General features: G+C 72.3%; 22 protein-coding genes. 11 read left to right on the forward strand and 11 right to left on the reverse strand.

All coding sequences use genetic code 11. The features are described 5' to 3' along the window. Positions 1 to 12: 12 nt before the first annotated feature. Positions 13 to 2,493, reverse strand: coding sequence for an AfsR/SARP family transcriptional regulator (locus tag BJ981_RS11460; RefSeq protein ID WP_184610625.1), 2,481 nt, complete (start codon positions 2,491 to 2,493; stop codon positions 13 to 15). 108 nt (positions 2,494 to 2,601) lie between these two features. Here BJ981_RS11460 and BJ981_RS11465 point away from each other — a divergent pair, with 108 nt between their 5' ends. Next, entirely contained in the window at positions 2,602 to 3,054 is a 453-nt protein-coding gene (locus BJ981_RS11465) for a carboxymuconolactone decarboxylase family protein (protein ID WP_184610627.1), read from the forward strand. Positions 3,055 to 3,070: 16 nt separating this feature from the next. On the opposite strand, the gene BJ981_RS11470 is transcribed toward BJ981_RS11465, so the two are convergent. Further along, positions 3,071 to 3,982 carry a helix-turn-helix domain-containing protein gene (locus BJ981_RS11470; protein WP_184610629.1) on the reverse strand — a complete coding sequence of 304 codons (912 nt, stop codon included), beginning with the start codon at positions 3,980 to 3,982 and terminating at the stop codon, positions 3,071 to 3,073. Positions 3,983 to 4,083: 101 nt separating this feature from the next. Here BJ981_RS11470 and BJ981_RS11475 point away from each other — a divergent pair, with 101 nt between their 5' ends. Further along, complete coding sequence (locus tag BJ981_RS11475) at positions 4,084 to 4,779, forward strand: SDR family NAD(P)-dependent oxidoreductase (protein ID WP_184610631.1); 696 nt, start codon at positions 4,084 to 4,086, stop codon at positions 4,777 to 4,779. A gap of 15 nt (positions 4,780 to 4,794) precedes the next feature. On the opposite strand, the gene BJ981_RS11480 is transcribed toward BJ981_RS11475, so the two are convergent. Further along, positions 4,795 to 5,187, reverse strand: a complete 393-nt coding sequence (locus BJ981_RS11480; RefSeq protein WP_184610633.1) for a hypothetical protein — start codon at positions 5,185 to 5,187, stop codon at positions 4,795 to 4,797. 625 nt (positions 5,188 to 5,812) lie between these two features. Here BJ981_RS11480 and BJ981_RS11485 point away from each other — a divergent pair. Genes BJ981_RS11485 through BJ981_RS11505 form a run of 5 tightly spaced genes read left to right on the forward strand, consistent with a single transcriptional unit; the run spans position 5,813 to position 9,588 of the window. Continuing rightward, complete coding sequence (locus BJ981_RS11485; RefSeq protein ID WP_184610636.1) at positions 5,813 to 6,022, forward strand: hypothetical protein; 210 nt, start codon at positions 5,813 to 5,815, stop codon at positions 6,020 to 6,022. A gap of 57 nt (positions 6,023 to 6,079) precedes the next feature. Further along, complete coding sequence (locus BJ981_RS11490; protein ID WP_184610638.1) at positions 6,080 to 6,640, forward strand: MauE/DoxX family redox-associated membrane protein; 561 nt, start codon at positions 6,080 to 6,082, stop codon at positions 6,638 to 6,640. Positions 6,641 to 6,668: 28 nt separating this feature from the next. Then, entirely contained in the window at positions 6,669 to 7,220 is a 552-nt protein-coding gene (locus BJ981_RS11495) for a TlpA family protein disulfide reductase (RefSeq protein WP_184610640.1), read from the forward strand. After that, the gene (locus BJ981_RS11500) at positions 7,220 to 9,073 is read left to right on the forward strand and encodes an ABC transporter ATP-binding protein (RefSeq protein WP_184610641.1); all 1,854 of its coding nucleotides are present in this window, start codon (positions 7,220 to 7,222) and stop codon (positions 9,071 to 9,073) included. Before BJ981_RS11495 ends, BJ981_RS11500 begins: the two co-directional genes overlap by 1 nt. A 38-nt stretch (positions 9,074 to 9,111) precedes the next feature. Next, positions 9,112 to 9,588, forward strand: coding sequence for a S26 family signal peptidase (locus tag BJ981_RS11505; RefSeq protein WP_184610643.1), 477 nt, complete (start codon positions 9,112 to 9,114; stop codon positions 9,586 to 9,588). Positions 9,589 to 9,600: 12 nt separating this feature from the next. Here the strand turns inward: BJ981_RS11505 and BJ981_RS11510 are convergent, their stop codons facing one another. Next, positions 9,601 to 10,332, reverse strand: a complete 732-nt coding sequence (locus BJ981_RS11510; protein ID WP_184610644.1) for an HAD family hydrolase — start codon at positions 10,330 to 10,332, stop codon at positions 9,601 to 9,603. A 492-nt stretch (positions 10,333 to 10,824) separates the two neighbouring features. On the opposite strand from BJ981_RS11510, the gene BJ981_RS11515 reads away from it, so the two are divergent. Then, the gene (locus tag BJ981_RS11515) at positions 10,825 to 11,277 is read left to right on the forward strand and encodes a TIGR03668 family PPOX class F420-dependent oxidoreductase (RefSeq protein ID WP_184610646.1); all 453 of its coding nucleotides are present in this window, start codon (positions 10,825 to 10,827) and stop codon (positions 11,275 to 11,277) included. 26 nt (positions 11,278 to 11,303) lie between these two features. After that, positions 11,304 to 11,759 carry a MaoC family dehydratase gene (locus tag BJ981_RS11520; protein ID WP_184610648.1) on the forward strand — a complete coding sequence of 152 codons (456 nt, stop codon included), beginning with the start codon at positions 11,304 to 11,306 and terminating at the stop codon, positions 11,757 to 11,759. Positions 11,760 to 11,770: 11 nt separating this feature from the next. On the opposite strand, the gene BJ981_RS11525 is transcribed toward BJ981_RS11520, so the two are convergent. Further along, the gene (locus BJ981_RS11525) at positions 11,771 to 12,388 is read right to left on the reverse strand and encodes a response regulator (RefSeq protein ID WP_184610651.1); all 618 of its coding nucleotides are present in this window, start codon (positions 12,386 to 12,388) and stop codon (positions 11,771 to 11,773) included. Then, positions 12,385 to 13,566 (reverse strand): sensor histidine kinase, encoded by a 1,182-nt coding sequence (locus BJ981_RS11530; RefSeq protein ID WP_239139384.1) that lies wholly within the window; start codon positions 13,564 to 13,566, stop codon positions 12,385 to 12,387. The genes BJ981_RS11525 and BJ981_RS11530 overlap by 4 nt, the downstream gene beginning before the upstream one ends. Positions 13,567 to 13,698: 132 nt before the next feature. Here BJ981_RS11530 and BJ981_RS11535 point away from each other — a divergent pair, with 132 nt between their 5' ends. Then, positions 13,699 to 14,346 carry a hypothetical protein gene (locus BJ981_RS11535; RefSeq protein WP_204070383.1) on the forward strand — a complete coding sequence of 216 codons (648 nt, stop codon included), beginning with the start codon at positions 13,699 to 13,701 and terminating at the stop codon, positions 14,344 to 14,346. Between the two features lie 113 nt (positions 14,347 to 14,459). Here BJ981_RS11535 and BJ981_RS11540 read toward each other — a convergent pair whose 3' ends face one another. Continuing rightward, a complete protein-coding gene (locus BJ981_RS11540; RefSeq protein WP_184610655.1) occupies positions 14,460 to 15,038 on the reverse strand; it encodes a sensor histidine kinase in 579 nt (192 codons plus the stop codon). A gap of 343 nt (positions 15,039 to 15,381) precedes the next feature. Here BJ981_RS11540 and BJ981_RS11545 point away from each other — a divergent pair, with 343 nt between their 5' ends. Beyond that, positions 15,382 to 15,618 (forward strand): RNA-binding S4 domain-containing protein, encoded by a 237-nt coding sequence (locus BJ981_RS11545; protein ID WP_311745392.1) that lies wholly within the window; start codon positions 15,382 to 15,384, stop codon positions 15,616 to 15,618. Between the two features lie 339 nt (positions 15,619 to 15,957). Here BJ981_RS11545 and BJ981_RS11550 read toward each other — a convergent pair whose 3' ends face one another. From BJ981_RS11550 to BJ981_RS11565, 4 genes are all read right to left on the reverse strand, one after another. Continuing rightward, on the reverse strand, positions 15,958 to 16,233 hold the full coding sequence (locus BJ981_RS11550) for a hypothetical protein (RefSeq protein WP_184610657.1): 276 nt from the start codon (positions 16,231 to 16,233) through the stop codon (positions 15,958 to 15,960). Further along, positions 16,230 to 16,445 (reverse strand): hypothetical protein, encoded by a 216-nt coding sequence (locus tag BJ981_RS11555; protein WP_184610659.1) that lies wholly within the window; start codon positions 16,443 to 16,445, stop codon positions 16,230 to 16,232. Before BJ981_RS11555 ends, BJ981_RS11550 begins: the two co-directional genes overlap by 4 nt. A gap of 96 nt (positions 16,446 to 16,541) precedes the next feature. Then, positions 16,542 to 16,823, reverse strand: coding sequence for a hypothetical protein (locus BJ981_RS11560; protein WP_184610661.1), 282 nt, complete (start codon positions 16,821 to 16,823; stop codon positions 16,542 to 16,544). Between the two features lie 27 nt (positions 16,824 to 16,850). Next, positions 16,851 to 17,576: a peptidoglycan recognition protein family protein gene (locus BJ981_RS11565; RefSeq protein ID WP_184610663.1), complete on the reverse strand. Its 726-nt coding sequence runs from the start codon at positions 17,574 to 17,576 to the stop codon at positions 16,851 to 16,853.

Below are 17,576 nucleotides of genomic sequence, written 5' to 3' on the forward strand. Positions count from 1 at the left end.
CCCCGCCGCGCCTCACGGGGTGAGGACGGGGTCCTGCCGTGCGGCGTGCTCCAGGAAGGCGCGGACCTCCTCCGTCTCCGGAACGCCGAGATCCCCGTAGAGGGTCGTCGCCTCTCCGGCAAGGTCGCCGACCTCGCGGCGCAGCGCGAGGGCGAGGTCGAGATGGCGCCGGGCCTCCTCCGGACGGCCGGTGCGGTCGAGCACGAGGGCGAGCACGCCGAGCGCCTGCGCCTCGCCCCAGGTGTCGCCGCCGGTCCGGGTGAGGTCGAGCGCCTGCCTGAGGTGTCGCTCCGCCTGGGCGTCCTGCCGCCGGCGCAGGGCCACGTTGCCGAGGGCGAGCAGCGCGCGGGCCCGTTCGCACGCCTCCTCGCACACGTCGAGGGCCTGGCGCGCGTGCTCCTGCGCCGGCTCGTCCTCGCCGAGCCGCCAGTAGGTCCACGCCAGGTCGCTGAGCGCCCGCCCCTGGACCTCGCGGTCGCCGAGCTTGCGGCTGCGCTGGAGCGCCAGGGTGTGCAGCGTGAGGGCGTCGTCGTGGTGCGCCTGCCGGTCGAGGAAGGGCCGCATGGCCAGGGCCAGCAGGCCGAGGCAGATCTCGGGCCCGTGGACGGCGGTCGCGATGATGTTGGCGCGCTCGGCGTCGAGCCAGGCGATCGCCTCCGCGGCGTCGCGGATGGGGGCGACGGGGGTGGCGGGCTGGGGGATGCCCTCCCGCTGGCCGACGCTGTGCGGGAAGAGCCGGTCCATCGCCGCGCGGGAGCGGTGCAGGTAGTAGGCGAGCAGCCGCATGACGGCGCCGTCGTCCTCGGCGATCGAGCGGGCGTGCTCGCGCAGCAGGTCGTGGAAGGTGTACCGGCCGGGTTCGAGCTGCAGGAGCATGTGGGCGTCGAGGAGCCCTTCGAGGAGCTCCTCGGCCTCCTCCTCCGGGATCCCGGCCAGCGCCGCGGCGCCGCACGGGTCGATGTCGCGGCCGGGCACCAGCCCGAGCAGGCGGAACATGCGCTGCTCGTCCTCGTCGAGCTGCTCGTAGGAGAGGGCGAAGGCGGCGGACACCCCGTCCAACAGCCGGCGATGGTCGCGCAGCCGGCCCGCCAGGTAGGACACGGTCCAGCGCGGGCGGTGCTGGAGGCGGGCGGCGGACATCCGGATGGCGAGCGGGAGGCGCCCGCACAGGCCCAGCACCTCGCGTACGGCGTCCGGTTCCCGGCGCGCGCGTTCGCCCACGATCCGTCCGAACAGCTCGGCGGCGTCCTCCTCGCCCAGCAGGTCGACCGACAGCGCGTGGGCGCCGTCCAGGTCGACCAGACGCCGCCTGCTGGTGACCAGCATGAGCGTGTCGGAGCGTCCCGGCAGCAGCGGACGCACGTGGTCGGCGTCGCGGACGTTGTCCAGGACGGCGAGCACGCGGCGGTCGGCCAGCTCGGCCCGCCACAGGGCGCTCCGCTCGGCCGGCGTGACCGGGATGCGGTCGGCGGGCACGCCGAGCTGGCGGAGGAGGGCCTCCAGCGCGGCGGCGGCGTCGATCGGCTCCCGGCCCGCGGTGTGGGCCTGCAGGTCGAGGAAGAGCCGGCCGTCCGGGTAGCGGGCGGCCAGCCGGTGGGCGACGTGGACGGCGAGCGTGGTCTTGCCGATCCCGGCCATGCCGTCGATCGTGACGACCGCAGGCCCGTGGTGGTCGTCCACGAGCCGCTCCAGCTCGGCGGTCCGTCCGGAGAAGTCGGGAATGTCGTAAGGCAGGAAGGTGGAGCGACGCGGCGGGCCGGGTACCGCCGGTGCGGGGCCGGCCAGGCGCAGGGCCGGGTCGTCGGCCAGGACCGCCCGTTCCAGCGCGGTGAAGGCGTGCCCGGGATCAAGGCCCTGCTCGTCCGCCAGGGCCGTACGGTACGAACGGGCCGCCGCCAGCGCGTCGGCCTGCCGCCCCGCCCGGTGCAGGGCCAGCACGAGGTGGCCGTTCAGCTTCTCGCGCAGCGGGTCGAGGGTCACCTGCGCGGCGAGCTCGTCGAGCAGCTCGCCGTGCCGTCCGGCGGCCAGCTCGCCCTCCACCAGGCGCTCGTACGCCGACAGCCGCCGGTCGTTCCACAGCTCCCGGACACCGGTGACGTAGTGCGCGTGCACGTCCTCCAGCGCCTCGCCGCCCCACAGATCCAGGGCTTCACGCAGCTCGCCGGCGGCCACCAGATCGGTGAACTCCTGCGCGTCGACCTGTCCGGGCTCCGGCCGCGCCACGTAGCCGCCGGCGCGTGTCTCCAGGAGCCCTCCCGCTCCCGCGCCACGCAGCACCTTGCGGATCGCGGTGATCGAGGCATGGATCTGCGAGCGGGCGGTGTCGGGCCGGTCGTGGCCCCACATCGCGTCGATCAGCCGCTCGATGCTGATCACCCGGCCGGCGTTGAGCAGCAGGTAGGCCAGCACGGCCCGGTGACGTGGGGCGATACCCGTCAGCGGCGCGCCGTCGACGGTCATCTGGACGGGGCCGAGCAGGGTGAAGCGCGGCATCGTCCCCCCATCACCGTCGCATCGTGCGCGCATAGCGAATGTATCAATCCGGACAACCACTCTGTTCTCACACGAAGTTCGCGCAAGACCCCAGACGGAGGACACACCATGGAAGCCCGGATGAAGAACCCCGCCACGATCATCCCCGCCGCGCTGAAGCCGATCCAGGAACTGATGAAGGCCGCGCACTCGCAGGGGCTCCCCCAGGAGCTCATGGAGATGATCCACCTGCGGGTCAGCCAGATCAACGGCTGCAGCTTCTGCGTCGACGCCGGCCTGAAGGGGCTGCGCAAGCTCGGCGCGAGCGACGAACGCATCGGCCTGGTCGCCGCCTGGCGCGAAACCCCCTACTACACCGACGCCGAACGGGCCGCGCTGGCGCTGGCCGAGGCCGCGACCCGGCTGGCCGACCGCACCGACGCCGTCCCCGACGACGTCTGGAACGACGCCGCCGACCACTTCGACGAGCGGCAGCTCGCCTCGATCCTGCTGATGACCGCCGTCACGAACCTCTTCAACCGACTGAACGCCCCGATCCGCCAGGTCGCAGGAGCGTGGTAAGCCCTTCGCGGGACGCTCACCGGCCGCCACCCCCGCCGGGCACGGGCTCGATCACCGTCCCGGGGTGGTCCGGGACGGGAGGCGACGCGCCGGTGACGCGAGTGAGGGCGAGCTTGGCCTCGTCCTCACTGCCGGGAACCGCCGTGTAGATGATGATCTTGAGGTCGGTGTCCGCGTCGGAGAGCACGTCGCAGTCGATGGTGATGTCGCCGACCTGCGGATGCCGGATCGTCTTGCGGTCCTCCGCGTGATGGCCGACCGCGCCGGAGTGCCACAGCGCGGCGAAGCGCGGGTTGCCGTCCAGCGTCCGGCGGATCAGCCCGCTCAGGCGCGGGTCGCCGGGGTAGCGGCCCGACGCGCGGCGCAGGTCGGCGACGATGGCCCGGTCGGACGCCTCCAGCTTCTCGGAGATGACGGGCCATCCCGCGAGACCTCCGCGGTCGGAGGCGACCGGGAACCGCGCGCGCACCAGGTTCCGGTCCTCCGGCGCGACCCCGGAAGGGTCGCCGAGCAGCGCCGCCCAGCCGCGGCTCCACCACAGCAGCCGCCAGTCGGCGGCGAACACGGCGACCGGCGCGTCCCCGAGCCGGGTGAGCACACGCTGGATCCCGGGCGGGATGTGGTCGCCGATCAGGCCGCTTCGGGGCGGCTGCAGGCCGGCGAGCCGGTAGAGGTGGTCGCGCTCCGCGCCGGTGAGCTGCAACGCGCGGGCCAGCGCGGCGGCGACCTGGGCCGACGGCGTGGTCGCCCGGCCCTGTTCGAGCCGTACGACGTAGTCGACGGAGACGCCCGCGAGGTCGGCGAGCTCCTCGCGGCGCAGGCCGGAGGTACGGCGAACCCGCCCGGCGGGCAGGCCGACCGCCGCCGGGGAGAGCCGGTCGCGCCAGGCGCGGATCGTCGCGCCCAGGCTCGTCTCGTGCGTGGTCATGCCCTCATTCTGCGCCGACGGCGCGACGCCAAGGTGGTACCAGCGGTCCTACCGGCGGAGTCTCCCTGGTTGTCCGCGCCCCGGGCGCCGATGCTCGCCTCATGACCATCACCTTCATCACCGGCGCCAACAAGGGCCTCGGTTTCGAGACCGCCCGCCGCCTCCGCGACCTCGGCCACACCGTCCTCCTCGGCGCCCGCGACCCCGGACGCGGACGGGCGGCGGCCGGCGAGCTCGGCGTGCGCTTCGTACGGATCGACGTCACCGACGACGCGTCCGTCGCCGCCGCGGCGGCCGACGTCGCCGCGCACGAGGGCCGCGTCGACGTCCTCGTCAACAACGCCGGCATCATCGGCCGGCGCCTGCCCGCCGAGGAGCTGACCGGGGACGTCGCCGCCGAGGTCTTCCAGACCAACGTCGTGGGCATCGTCCGGGTGACCGGCGCCTTCCTGCCCCTTCTGCGCCGGTCGGAGCGCCCGGCGATCATCAACGTGAGCAGCGGCATGGGGTCGTTCGCGCTGACCCACGACCCCGACCGCGTGGAGTCGAAGGTCGTCTCACCGCTGTACGCGCCCTCGAAGGCCGCGGTGACGATGCTCACGACGCAGTACGCCAAGGCGCTGCCCGGAATCCGGGTCAACGCCGCCGACCCCGGCTACACCGCGACCGACCTCAACGGGCACAGCGGCACCCAGACCGTGACCGAGGGCACCGACGCGATCGTCACGCTGGCGACCGAAGGGACGGACGCGGGCACGGGCCGCTTCATCGACCGCTTCGGGCCGATGCGCTGGTGACCGCCGCGCCGGTGCCTACGCGCCGGCGGGCAGCTCGCCGATCAACGCGACCTGTTCGCCGGTCCGCGGGCAGAACCAGGCCGCCCGGCCGTTCTCCGCCTTGGCGGTCAAGGGGTGGGAGTCAGGGTGTGCCGGACAATGCGGCCATACCGCCGGCAGCCTCGCCGACCACAGCGCTTCCACCGCCCATTCCTGCGCCTGATCGGCGAGCCAGGCCGTCTGCTCGGCCGGATCCGCGCCGAGCGTCACCGAGACGCCCTGCCCGCTGCCGCCGGGCTCGTACAGCATGACGCCCGCCAGTCCGTCCCAATAGAGCTCGGAAGGCTCGCGGATGTCGAAGGGCACCACGCAGGTCGTCCGCAGATCCCGGAGCACCGGTTCCAATGCCGCCGCGAGTTCCTCATGCACGTCACCATCGTAGGCCGGGCGGTGGCAGAAAAACTGCGCTATATGGCAGCCCCGGCGCTTTCCTGGAGTCGGAGCGCGGGTGAGAATCCTTGAGAACGCGGACATCGCGTCGATCCCTGAAGGCGGAAGGGAGAACATGACGCTGATTCGGCGAAGGTGAACCGATACGACCGAGCAGGGTGGCCGGCGCACGGTTCCGGATACGGGGCCGACGACGGGCGCGTGGTCGCGGGGGCGATCACGACGGCGCGTTGCCGCCGGTCGATGTCCGGGGAGAACGGGGTGTACTGACGAGGTTCGGCGCCGACGGAGGGCTGTGCGGGCGCCGGGCTCCGAGATCGAGCCGATTCTGACGCGGGCGAGCACGCCGGCGTCTTTCGCGTACCGGAAAACGGCGGCGGCCGCATGCGAAACGCGTCGTCGCTGAACCGGCATGCCCGGCGGAGTGGATTTTCCGGGCTCCCGCGGCCGGTTTTCCGATTCCTTTCACGACGAACGCCGTCGTGCCGTGGAAACGGTGCGGCGTGCCCTTTCTCGACGGACGGTCACGGGCGCACGCCCGTCCGTCCGGCGGGTTTCCGATGCTTTCCGAGCCAACCCGGAAACAGACGAAGGAGAAGGTCTCATGACCCGCTTGCTGACCACGTTCGGCGACCGGCTGCTCACGATGGTGGCCCCGCGCGCCGAGGCGGCCGCCGACCCGACGTACCTGCAGTGCCAGTGCTGGGACTGCGTGCTCTGGCAGAGGGTCTGCGGCCCGAGCGGCTGCGGAAACTGGTACCCCATCGGCCAGTGCTACGTCGACTGCTACATCGAGCGGCCCTGGACCTGCTGAGCAAGCGTCCCGCTCGACACCGAAGACGGCTCCCTTGTTCCGACGGAGGAGGACTCCGTGCTCGCATATGTCGCCTTATGCTGCCGCGTACTGCTCGCGGTCGTGTTCGTCGCCGCCGCCGCGACCAAGGTGCGCGGACGCCGTGACCTGGAGGAGTTCCGCGCGGCCGTGCGCGGGTTCGGCGTCACGGCCCGGTGGAGTTCCGCCGTGGCCGGCGTGGTCATCGCCCTGGAGTCCGCCGCCGCGGCCGCCATGCTCGTCGACGCCGTCGCGCCGGCGGGCCTCGGCCTGGCGGCGGGGCTCCTGGCGGCCTTCACGGCCGCGATCGTCTCCGCCCTTCGCAAGGGCACCCCGGCGAACTGCCGGTGTTTCGGCGCGTCCGCGCGTCCGCTCGGCACGCGGCACGTCGTACGCAACGGAATTCTCCTGCTCGTCGCGGTCGCGGGAGCCGTGACAACGGCGGGCGTGCGCGTGACCGCGGACGCGCGGGAGCTCGCCCCGTCGGTCCTCGCCGGGTTCGTCGCCGTCGTCCTCGCGCTGCTGGTGATCGCCTACGACGACCTGGCGTCCCTGGCGCACCCGCGCGGCGCGAGAGCCGTCCAGAACGCGAACCGATGAGATCCGCCGAGGTAAGGAGCCTGATCCGATGAGTTCGGTACTGATCGCCGCGGTCGTGGTCGTCGGCGTTCTCGGGGTGCTCAACCTGCTCCTGCTGTCCGCCGTGCTGCGCCGGTTGCGCGAGTACGACGAGAAGTGGACGCGGGCGGGCCTGGACCGCATCGTGGAGCGGAAGACGGGGCCGCGACCGGGAGAACGCGTCACCGACTTCGCCGCGACGACGATCGACGGCGCCGAGGTCTCCCTCGAGGCGTTGCCGGGACCGTTGCTGACCGGCTTCTTCTCCACCGGATGCCCCTCCTGCCGCGAGGAGATCCCCGGCTTCGTCCGGCACGCCGCGGACCTGCCGGGCGGCCGGGCCCAGAGCCTGGTCGTCGTCTCGGGCACGCGCGAGCAGGCGGCCGACATCATCGACGCGGTGCGCGAGGTGGCCCGCGTGGTGGTCGAGCCGCAGGACGGCCCGGTGGCGACCGCGTTCGGCGTGCACGGCTCGCCCACCTTCGTCCTGCTCGACCAGGACGGGACCGTCCGCAAGGGCGCGGTCAGCGTCCGCGAGCTGCTCGCCCCGGCCGCGGTCTGATGACCGGTCCCGCGAGGGGAGGACACGGCGGCGACGCGCCGTGGCGGGAACGCCTCGCCGCCGCGCTGGGCATCGCCTGGCACGCCCGGCCGGCGCTGCTGTTCGCCTACCTGGCCACCGCGATCGCCGGCGGCGCCACGCCCGTCGGCGTCGCGTGGCTGACCAAGCTCGTGCTCGACGAACTGGCACGGCGTGAGCGCATCGGCTGGCTCGTCGGCGAGGCCGTGCTGCTGGGCCTTCTCGGGCTGACGGCGGCCACGGTGCCGCAACTCTCCCGGTACGTCCAGGCGGAACTGGGCCGGGCCACCCGCCTTCGCGCGCAGGAACGGCTCTACGAGGCGCTGTCCCGGCTCCAGGGCCTGGCGCGGTTCGACGACCCGGCGTTCTTCGACCGTATCGGCCTCGCCCAGCAGGCGAGCGGGATGGCGCCGCAGATGGTCCTGGAGGCGTCGCTCGGCGGGCTGCGTGCGGCGGTCACCATGGCGGGTTTCCTCGGCTCGCTGCTCGCGGTGCGCCCGGCGATGGCCGCGGTCGTGCTGGTGTCCGCCATCCCCGCCGTGGCGGCCGAACTGGCGCTGAGCGGGAAGCGCGGGCAGATGCTGTGGACGACCAGCCCGATGGCGCGCCGTCAGATGTTCTACTCCCAGCTCATGACCGACAGGACCGCGGCCAAGGAGATCCGCCTGTTCGGCCTCGGCGACTTCCTGCGGCTGCGGATGCTCGCGGAGCTGCGCTCCCTGCACGGCGAGGAGCGCCGTATGGACCGGCGGGTGTTCGGCGTCCAGGTCGGCCTCGCGGCCCTGACGGCGCTGGTCTCGGGCGCCGGCCTGGTGTGGGGCGTCCTGCTGGCCCGCGCGGGCGAGCTGACCCCCGGCGACGTGATCGTCTTCGTGGCGGCGGTCGCGGGCGTCCAGGCCGGGCTGTCGGGGCTGGTCACGCAGCTCGCGAGCGGGCACCAGGCGTTGCTCAGGTTCGGCCACTTCGTCGACCTGCTCAAGGCCGCCCCCGACCTCGCCACGCCGCTCGCGCCGGCGCCGGCCAGGCCGCTGCGTGACGCGATCGAGCTGAGGGACGTCTGGTTCCGCTACGGCGACGACCAGCCGTGGGTGCTGCGCGGCGTCGACCTGCGCGTCCCCCGCGGCGGGCTGGTGGCCGTGGTGGGGCTGAACGGCGCCGGCAAGAGCACCTTGGTGAAGCTGCTCTGCCGGCTGTACGAGCCGACCCGCGGTTCGATCACCTGGGACGGCGTGGACATCCGCGACATCCCGGTCGCCGACCTGCGTGCGCGGATCGGCGCCGTCTTCCAGGACCACATGAACTACGACCTCAGCGCCGCCGAGAACATCGGCGTCGGCGACCTCGCCGCGCTCCGGGACCGCGACCGCGTCCGCGCCGCCGCCGCCTCCGCCGAGGTCCACGAGACCATCACCGGCCTGCCCTACGGATACGACACGCTGCTCAGCCGCATGTTCTTCATGAACTCCCCCTCCGACGGGGAGAAGGCCGGGGTGACGCTGTCGGGCGGGCAATGGCAGAGGATCGCCCTGGCCCGCGGCCTCCTGCGCGCACGGCCCGACCTGCTGATCCTGGACGAGCCCAGCTCGGGCCTGGACGCGGAGGCTGAGCACACCGTTCACCGGCGGCTCGCCGAACACCGCCGAGGAACGACGGGCGTCGTCATCTCGCACCGGCTGAACGCCGTACGTCCCGCCGACCACATCGTCGTCCTGGACGGCGGCCGGATCACCGAGGAGGGCACCCACGAGGAGCTGATGGCCGTGGACGGCGAGTACGCGCGGCTCTTCCGCATCCAGTCCGCGGGATACGCCGCCGCGCCGCGGGTGACCTCCTGAACGCGGGGGCGTCCACGGCGCGGGACGGCGGGGATCAGATGCTCCTGGATCGGTACCGGGTCGCCGTCGCCCTGGTCCTGCTGGCGCTCCTCACCCTGGCCGTCGCCCGCCTGCGGCGCGGACTGGTGGTCGTCACGGTGACCGGCACGAGCATGACGCCGACGCTGCTGCCGGGCGACCAGGTCATCGTGCGGAGGTGCGACGTCACCGGTCTGCGGGTCGGCGACATCGTCGTGCTCGAACCGCCGCGCCCGCCCAGCCCGTACGCCGTCACGGTCACCGCTCCTGACCGCGTGAGGCCGCGCTGGAACGTCAAACGGGTGGCCGCCCTGCCCGGCGACCCCGTGCCCGAGGAGGCGCGCGCCGCCGCCGGCGGGCTGCGCGTCGTCCCGGCCGGGTCCTTGGTCGTCATCGGGGACGGGACCGGCAGCCGCGACTCCCGGCACAACGGCTTCTACTCCGCCGGCCGCATCCTCGGCGTCGTCATTCGCCCAGGACGCCTCGCACGACGATGAGCCCGTGCGGGCTCAGGACGAGCGGCGCGCCGCCCCGTCCAGGCTCGCCAGCAACGCCGGGACGTCGTGGAGGGTCTGGATGGCGGGGATCCGCGGCGGGCGGCCCGTTACCCCGGAACGGTTCAGCCAGATGCCGTGCATGCCGGCCCGCGCGGCGGGGATCGCGTCCACCTGGAGGCGGTCGCCCACGTAGGCGATCCGCCCGGCGGGCAGGCCCATGCGCTCCCGGGCGCGTTCGAAGATCAGCGGATCGGGCTTGGCGGCCCCGGCCTCGCTGGAGACGATCAGCTCGGGCAGGTCCCTGGCCAGGCCGACGGCCTCCAGCTTGCGGCGCTGCTGGGCGGCGTCCCCGTTGGTGAGGACGCCGAGCAGCAGGTCGGGGCGCTGCTCGGCCAGCGCGTCCAAGGCCGGCCGCACGTCGGGGAAGAGCCGCCACGCCGCCTCGTAGTGCCCGAGGTACTCGGCGAACCACGCGTCGGCCTCCGCGTCGTCCCAGGCTCCGAGCCCGAGCTCGGCGGCGAGGGACACCACGCGCAGCCGCCGCTGAGCGGTGAAGGTCAGCTCCCCGGCCAGGTAGCGGTCCATGGCGTGCCGTTCCAGCTCGGCCCACCGCCGGCCCGCGCGGCCGAGGTCCACGCCGGGGACCTCCGCGAGCGTCTCGGCCAGTGCCGCCGCCGCGGCCGCGTCGTGGTCGAGCAGCGTGCCGTCGAGGTCGAACAGCAGTGCTTGGACGAAGGGTTTCATGCGGACGGCCTCTTCCCAGGTCTGTACGCGGCGGTCTCTCCGGCGGCGGTGCGCCCGCGCCGTCTCCGCAGGGCCTGATCGTGGCTCTGTGGCAGGCGCCGCTCTGGCGATGGTTCCCGCCGTCGCCGCCGGAAATCCAGGGCCGGAGCAGGGCGTCGCGGACCGCCGGAAGGCCTGCGGACATTTCAACCCGTCTGGCCGACGGCGTGTCGTTATGGGGGGCGGCAGCGCCGAGCCCCGTGCAATCATGTGTCTCGGTCCAGGGACCCACTCTGGAGAACAGGCAGCTTCCCATGGAAACCCCCCCTTCGGAACCGCCGCCGCTTCCCCGGCGAGACGAGGCCATGCGCTGCGCGGAAACCGACGGCGACCGTCGCTGCGTCCTGCCCCTGGATCACCCCGGTGACCACGTCTACCCCCGCCAGCCCGACACCTGACCCGCGCCCGCGGCAGGACGCGCCCGCACCGCCCGTCACGTGCTTGGATACCTGTGTGGCCGAAGGAGGCGGACAGTCGCGGGAGGAATGGGCGCGCGCGAGGCTGGCCGACGCGCGCGTGGCCAGGCTGGGGACGACCGGTGACGACCTGGCTCCGCACCTCGTCCCGATCACGTTCGCCGTCCAGGGCGGCCGCATCCTGACGGCCGTCGACCACAAGCCGAAGACCACCACCGACCTGCGGCGGATCCGCAACATCCGCGCGAACCCGAAGGTCTGCGTCCTCGTCGACCACTACGACGAGGACTGGACGCGCCTGTGGTGGGTCCGGGCGGACGGCCTCGCGACGGTGCTGCGGGACGAGGACGAGCGCCTCCCCGCCCTCGGCGCCCTGATCGCCAAGTACCCGCAGTACGCCGAGCGCCCGCCCGCCGGGCCGGTGATCGCCATCGACGTCGTCCGGTACGCCGCCTGGTCCTCCGGTGAAGGGACCACGCCACAGGGCTGACCCGCCGGTCGCCGTACGATGACGCCATGCGGATCTTCGCGGGCGTCGAGGAGCTGAAGGCGGCCCAGGGCGAGCACCTCGGGGACACGCCCTGGCGCGAGGTGACCCAGCGGCAGGTGGACCTGTTCGCCGACGCCACCGGCGACCACCAGTGGATCCACGTCGACGCCGAGCGCGCCGCCGCGGGCCCGTTCGGCGGCACCATCGCGCACGGCTACCTGAGCCTCGCCCTGCTGCCCTCGCTCGTCCGCTCGCTCTACCGGGTCGAGGGGCCGAAGATGATCGTCAACTACGGCCTCAACAAGGTGCGCTTCCCCACGCCCGTCCCCGTCGGCGCGCGCGTCCGCGCCGGCGCCGAGATCGTCGAGGTCAAGGACACTCCGTCCGGCGCGCTCGTCACCCTCCGCGTCACCGTCGAGGTCGAGGGCGCGGCGAGGCCCGCCTGCGTCGCCGAGACCCTGACGCTGCTCGTCACCGGCTGACCGGGCCCCCTTCACATACCGGAGTAGAGGATCGCGGCCTGAACCCGGCTGCGCAGGCCGAGCTTCCCCAGCATGCGGCTGACGTGCGTCTTCGCCGTCGCCTCGCTCATGTGCAGCGCACGGGCGATCTCGGCGTTCGACATGCCCCGCGTCACGCAGGCGAGCACCTCGCGCTCGCGCGGCGTCAGCACGCCGAGGTCCCGCGGCTCGTGCTCGTGCGTCCGGGTGAACGCCGTGATCAGCCGGCGGGTCACGGACGGGGAGATGAGCCCCTCGCCGCGCGCCACCAGCCGCACCGCCTGGACGAGCGCGTCGGCGTCGGTGTTCTTCAGCAGGAACCCGGCGGCCCCGGCGCGCAGCGCGCCGAACACGTACTCGTCCAGGTCGAACGTGGTCAGGACGAGCACGTCCGCGATACCGGCGAGCCGGCGCGTGGCGGAGATGCCGTCCAGCCTGGGCATGCGGATGTCCATGAGCACGACGTCCGGCCGCAGCTCCTCGGCCGCGCGCACCGCCGCCTCCCCGTCGGAGACCTCGCCGACCACCTCGATGTCGGACTCGCCTTCCAGGATCAGCACCACCCCGGCGCGCACCGCGGCGTGGTCGTCCGCCACCAGCACCCTGATCATCCGCGGTCCTCCGCCGTGATCAGCTTGGCCTCGAACGGCTGCGACTCCACGGTCAGCGTGGCCACGACCCGCCAGAAACGGCCGTCTTGATCGTCGGAGCCCGCCGTGAACGTGCCGCCCACCAGGGCCGCGCGCTCGGCCATGCCCACCAGCCCCGCCCCCGACCCCGGCAGCCCCGCCGGGCCGGTCGCGCACGGGTTCTCCACGGTCAGCACGACCTGGTCCTGCCCGTACCGGACCCGCACGTCCGCACGGCCCGTGCCGTGCTTCATCGCGTTCGTCAGGGACTCCTGGAGGATGCGATAGCCCGCCAGCTCGATGGACGGCGGCAGATCGCGCGGCGTGCCCGACACCGTCAGATCGACGGCCAGCCCGGCGCGGCGCGAGCGCGCGACCAGGTCGGACGCGTCCCTCAGGCGGTGGCCCGTCGTCTCGGGCTCCTCGTCCTCGGCGCGCAACAGGCCGATCATCGTCCGCATCTCGGCCATCCCGCGCACGCTGTTCTCCCGGATCGACTCCAGCACCTTACGCACCGCCGCCCGGTCCAGGTCCGTGCGGGCGATCACCGCCGCGGACTGGATCGCCACGGCGCTGAAGTGGTTGGCGATGATGTCGTGCAGCTCGCGGGCCATGCGGGTGCGCTCGGCCGTCACGGCCGCCTGCCGGTCCAGGGCGGCCAGCCGCGCGACCTGCTCCGCGCGGACGCGCTCGGCGATCACCTGGTCGCGGTGCTGACGGATGATCATCGCCGTGATGGTCGGCATCGTCAGCACCAGACCGGCCTGCACGCCGGCGACCGCCAACGCGCCCCAGTCCCTGGCGACGAACCCCACGACCGCGCCCGTCACCACGGCCAGCACGACCGTGGCGCCGAGCAGCCACGTGGCCAGGCGGCGCGGGCCGTACAACGTGGGGGAGTACAAGTTGTCGGTGAAGACCAGGACCGTGCCGAGCGAGGGTCCGACGCACAGGTCGGCCACCATGCCGGCCACGCCGACCACCAGCGCCGCCACGGGCCTGCGCCGCCGCAGGACCACGCCCGCGCAGGTCATCGCCAGCGGCACCGCCAGCAACGCCACCGGCTGGCCCCGGTGGACGTACGCGCCGCTGGCCAGCAGGACGAGCCCGAGGGCGAACACGGCGACCCCCATCAGGGCGTCCTGCCGGAACGGATTCATGCCTTTCATCGCACCACGTCCGCACTCCCCGCGACACCGTCCGTGTTACGGCACGCCCGTACATACAAGGATGTAGACGGGTTCATCATCGCCGACGACGACGGCCGCTCCGACATGGCCAAGGCTGGAGGTGTGATCGTAGCCGTCATCATCGGATGTGAGATCGGGTTCTGGATCTTGCTGGGCCTCGGCCTGCTGACACGCTACAAGCTGCGCCGGCGCGCTCTGAGCAACGCGTTCCTGATCGCCGTCCCCCTTGTCGACGTCGTCCTGCTCGCCGCCACCGTGATCGACCTCCGCGCCGGAGGCACCGCCGAGTGGACCCACGGCCTGGCCGCCGCCTACCTCGCCTACTCGATCGTCTTCGGCCACCGCACCATCCGCTGGGCCGACCAGATAGCCGCCCACCGCCTCGCCGGCGGCCCACCCCCCTGGAAGCCCCCCGCAGGCGGAATGGCCAGAGCCAAGTACGAATGGGGCATGTGGCTCCGGATCATCCTCGCCTACGGCATCGCGTGCGCCCTGCTCGCCTCGGCCATCTGGTTCATCGGCGACCCCTCCCGCACCGCCGCCCTCAGCGACTTCATGCTCGGCCTGGCCCGCGTCCCCGTGATCGCCCTCCTGTGGCCCCTCTCCTACACCCTGTTCCCCAAGAAAACCCGCGACCAGCCCCCACCCACCCCAACCCCCACACCTGACCGCGCCCTGCCACACCCCGCCCAAGACAGCTCAACGCGCCCCGACGCCGGCACGCACGGCCAGCCGCGTCACGCCCCCTGATCGAAGCGGCTTACGGCCATCCCCGGAGCAGATCACATCCAATGGGCCGAGAACGCCGTCAGGCCACCTGGTGCCGTCGAATCACCGGGGTGCCGTCAGTTCACCAAGTACCGTCAGGCCACTTGGTACGGCAGCTCCGCGTGCACCCGCCAGCCGCCCTGATACAGCCCGGCCCACGCCGACCCGCCCAGCTTCGCCGCGCGCCGCCGCATGGTCTCCACCCCTTGGCGGGCGCCGTGCGAGCCCGGCAACCGGCCCTTCAGCCGGTTGTCCACGGTGAGGACGATCCGATCCGCCCGGTACGCCAGCACGACCGTCGCGCTCGGCGCCCCGTGCCGCAGCGTATTGGTCAGCGCCTCCTCCAGGATCCGCATCCCGGCCAGATCCACAGGATCCGGCAGCGGCCTGGGCGTCCCCGCCACGTGCAGGCGTATCGTCAGCCCCTCCAGCCGCGACGACTGGACGAGACCGGCCAGAGTCGGGCGCGGATAGTCGTACTGGGTCCGCTGCAGCAACCGCCTGAGGCGCACGACCTGCTGCTCAAGCTCGTCCACAGTGCCGGACGGCCGATGCCGCCGCCTGACCAGCACGACCGCCACCACGATGACCGCGACACCGAGACAGGCCAGCCCGACGGCGACGACGATCGGCGTCGAGAACCCGGCGATGCCGTGAAGGGCTGGCTGGTCCATATCTCGACCCCGAAGTGCTCGCCACGTACAGGGATGTCGCGGTTGTCATTGCCACCCACCCCCACCGCCACGCCCACCCCCGAGAAACCTTGACCTCCTTTTGCCCACTTCCCCCAGACTCACCCAATAGATCCACCAAACCCCCCTTCTGTCCCCCGCCGCCGGTTGCCTCGCTGAACATCCCAGCAGCATCGACCCAGCGACCTCGACGGATCCCCCGGGCCTACGACCTCGGCAGCGCTGGTCCCTCGTCGCAGGGGGCCGCATGACCGTCATGACACCGTCCGGCCATCCAACTGTCCATATGCTGGGGCTTGTGGACGATGTCCATATGCTGGGGCCCGTGGACGACGAGACCTTCCTAGAGGAGACCTTCCAGCTCCGCACGGACTACATCCCTCTGTGCGACCTGCTGAAGTACTGCTCCATCACCGAAAGCGGCGGCGAAGCCAAGCACTTGATCGCCGAAGGCAACGTCCTGGTAGACGGCGACGTCGAACTCCGCAAAACCGCCAAGATCAGACCCGGCCAGATCGTCAGCGGCCTCGACTTCCAAATCCACGTAGTAGCCGCCCCCTAGCCCCACCCGCACACCACCCCTCCACCCCCACCGCCCCCACTCCGCCAACCGGTTCGGCACACTGCCCAAGACCCGCTATGCTTAGCGAGGCAGCCAGGCGGCCGTAGCTCAATGGATAGAGCATCTGACTACGGAATATACCGAATTTAGCGACGTACGGTATCCCATTTGACCTGGACGCCACACAGCGACGTACATGTGAAATCAGATTGCTAATCAGGGCTCTTGAATGGGCCCTTTTTCATTGCACGAAAGAGCCCCCGGTCCCTGCGCTACCGCGCGCGCAGGGACCGGGGGCTCACCCCGCCCGGTGTGGGGACCCGGGCGGGAGCCTGGGGGTTAGGAGGACGGGCTCGGCCGCGAGGGCGGCGGGACCGCCCCGGGATCGGGCAGCGGCCGGCCGCGGCGGCGCGTCTCGGCCTGTGCCTGCTCTTCGAGCTGGCGGGCGAGCTCGTCGAGGGTGTCGGCGCCGAGCACGTTCGCGATGCCGTACCGAGCCGCGGCCTCCTCCGACCAGGGGTGGCGCCGGATCGCGACCCACCCGCCGTAGAAGTCCATGACATCCCACGTGCGGCCGTAGCGGTGCTGAACCTGGGGGAGCGTCAGGGCACTCATATCGGCGCGTCGGCGACTAACGCTTCCTGCTTGCGGATCGTCTCGACCAGCTCGTCGAGGGTGTCGGCGTCGTTGGTGCGCCAGATCGCCGCGCCGAGGCCGGCGGGGACGTGCGGCCACGGTCGCAGGCGCGTGCCCCAGAACCGGCCGCTATCCGATTGGAACACCAGCCACCCCTCGACGGGCTGCTCCAGGCGCTTACAGTTGGTCATCAAGTCGGACCTCCGATGTCCGGCGAGGAGCCCGTACGGCGTGTCAGCGCCTGCGGGCTCCGCTTGTTTTCGCAGGGTACGTTACTTCCCCATGGTTCACCAGGGGTCATCAGTGGGTATCTGGGGCCACCACTGCCGACCTAGGGCATTGGTGTACACCGGCTTCTTGGACGTCAGGCCGAGCGACAGCAGGAACGAGCCGAGGGCGGGCTGCCACTTTTCGACCAGCCGGGCCAGCGTGTAGTAGGCCGTCGTGACGACCACCGTGACGACCTCGGTGACCGCCCCCTCGGGCAGGTTGAAACCGACCTTGGCGGCCTGGCCGAGCAGCACGCCCACGATGACGGGGACGACGGTGCGCAGGATCGATGCGAGCATGACGGGCTCCTTGGAGGGGTTGGGGGGTCAGGACAAGCGCAGCAGGACCGGCCAGGTCTTCGGGCCGACGATCCCGTCGGCCTCGATGCCGGCGGCCGCCTGGAGGCCGCGCACGCCCTCGGCGTGCGCCGGGGTGAACACGGTGTCGTCGACGCCGTCCAGACCGCCATAGTCCCTGGCGAGCAGCAGGTAGTGCAGGGTCTTCACATCCCAGCCCTTGTCACCCTGGCGCAGGACGGGCAGCTTCTTCACGATGACCTCCGTGGGGTCGGGGGCGGGGGGTGCCTCGCCGTCGATCGGCATGCCCTGGTCCACCCACGCCTGAAGACGGCTTCCGGGGCAGGCGGTAGCGAATCGTTCGCCGTGGCCGAGCATCTTCAACTCCCGGCCGGCGCGGCGGCAGGCTTCGTCGTACAGCCACCGCATGCTCCGGAGCGCGGCCGCCGTCGGCGTGTCTCGGCCGATGTAGGCCACGCTGTGGCCGGTGCGGTTGTGGCCTGGGCAGTGCGCGCCGACGACGAGCCAGCCGCGGCCCTCGTAGATGGTGCCGCTGTCCCGGACCAGGTGGTTGTATCCGATGTCCGACCAGCCGTTGCCGTCCATGTGGAAGTCCTGGATCGACCGCATGGTCTGGTCGACGGGCCCATCGGTGTGGTGGACGAAGAACTCCGTCCTGAGCGACCACGGCACGGTGTGGCGCTGGCGAGGCGCTCGGGCACCCCACGCGGCGCGTGACACGAGATCGATCTGCAC

Source organism: Sphaerisporangium krabiense (assembly GCF_014200435.1).
GTDB classification, from domain to species: Bacteria; Actinomycetota; Actinomycetes; order Streptosporangiales; family Streptosporangiaceae; genus Sphaerisporangium; species Sphaerisporangium krabiense.

What these genes read in the sequence shown, in the direction of transcription:
- BJ981_RS11505 (WP_184610643.1), top strand. Translation starts at nt 9,112, where the DNA reads ATGCTCCTGGATCGGTACCGGGTCGCCGTCGCCCTGGTCCTGCTGGCG.
- BJ981_RS11510 (WP_184610644.1), bottom strand. Translation starts at nt 10,332, where the DNA reads ATGAAACCCTTCGTCCAAGCACTGCTGTTCGACCTCGACGGCACGCTG.
- BJ981_RS11470 (WP_184610629.1), bottom strand. Translation starts at nt 3,982, where the DNA reads ATGACCACGCACGAGACGAGCCTGGGCGCGACGATCCGCGCCTGGCGC.
- BJ981_RS11555 (WP_184610659.1), bottom strand. Translation starts at nt 16,445, where the DNA reads ATGACCAACTGTAAGCGCCTGGAGCAGCCCGTCGAGGGGTGGCTGGTG.
- BJ981_RS11540 (WP_184610655.1), bottom strand. Translation starts at nt 15,038, where the DNA reads ATGGACCAGCCAGCCCTTCACGGCATCGCCGGGTTCTCGACGCCGATC.
- BJ981_RS11500 (WP_184610641.1), top strand. Translation starts at nt 7,220, where the DNA reads ATGACCGGTCCCGCGAGGGGAGGACACGGCGGCGACGCGCCGTGGCGG.
- BJ981_RS11560 (WP_184610661.1), bottom strand. Translation starts at nt 16,823, where the DNA reads ATGCTCGCATCGATCCTGCGCACCGTCGTCCCCGTCATCGTGGGCGTG.
- BJ981_RS11460 (WP_184610625.1), bottom strand. Translation starts at nt 2,493, where the DNA reads ATGCCGCGCTTCACCCTGCTCGGCCCCGTCCAGATGACCGTCGACGGC.
- BJ981_RS11475 (WP_184610631.1), top strand. Translation starts at nt 4,084, where the DNA reads ATGACCATCACCTTCATCACCGGCGCCAACAAGGGCCTCGGTTTCGAG.
- BJ981_RS11530 (WP_239139384.1), bottom strand. Translation starts at nt 13,566, where the DNA reads ATGAATCCGTTCCGGCAGGACGCCCTGATGGGGGTCGCCGTGTTCGCC.
- BJ981_RS11495 (WP_184610640.1), top strand. Translation starts at nt 6,669, where the DNA reads ATGAGTTCGGTACTGATCGCCGCGGTCGTGGTCGTCGGCGTTCTCGGG.
- BJ981_RS11465 (WP_184610627.1), top strand. Translation starts at nt 2,602, where the DNA reads ATGGAAGCCCGGATGAAGAACCCCGCCACGATCATCCCCGCCGCGCTG.
- BJ981_RS11550 (WP_184610657.1), bottom strand. Translation starts at nt 16,233, where the DNA reads ATGAGTGCCCTGACGCTCCCCCAGGTTCAGCACCGCTACGGCCGCACG.
- BJ981_RS11525 (WP_184610651.1), bottom strand. Translation starts at nt 12,388, where the DNA reads ATGATCAGGGTGCTGGTGGCGGACGACCACGCCGCGGTGCGCGCCGGG.
- BJ981_RS11485 (WP_184610636.1), top strand. Translation starts at nt 5,813, where the DNA reads ATGACCCGCTTGCTGACCACGTTCGGCGACCGGCTGCTCACGATGGTG.
- BJ981_RS11520 (WP_184610648.1), top strand. Translation starts at nt 11,304, where the DNA reads ATGCGGATCTTCGCGGGCGTCGAGGAGCTGAAGGCGGCCCAGGGCGAG.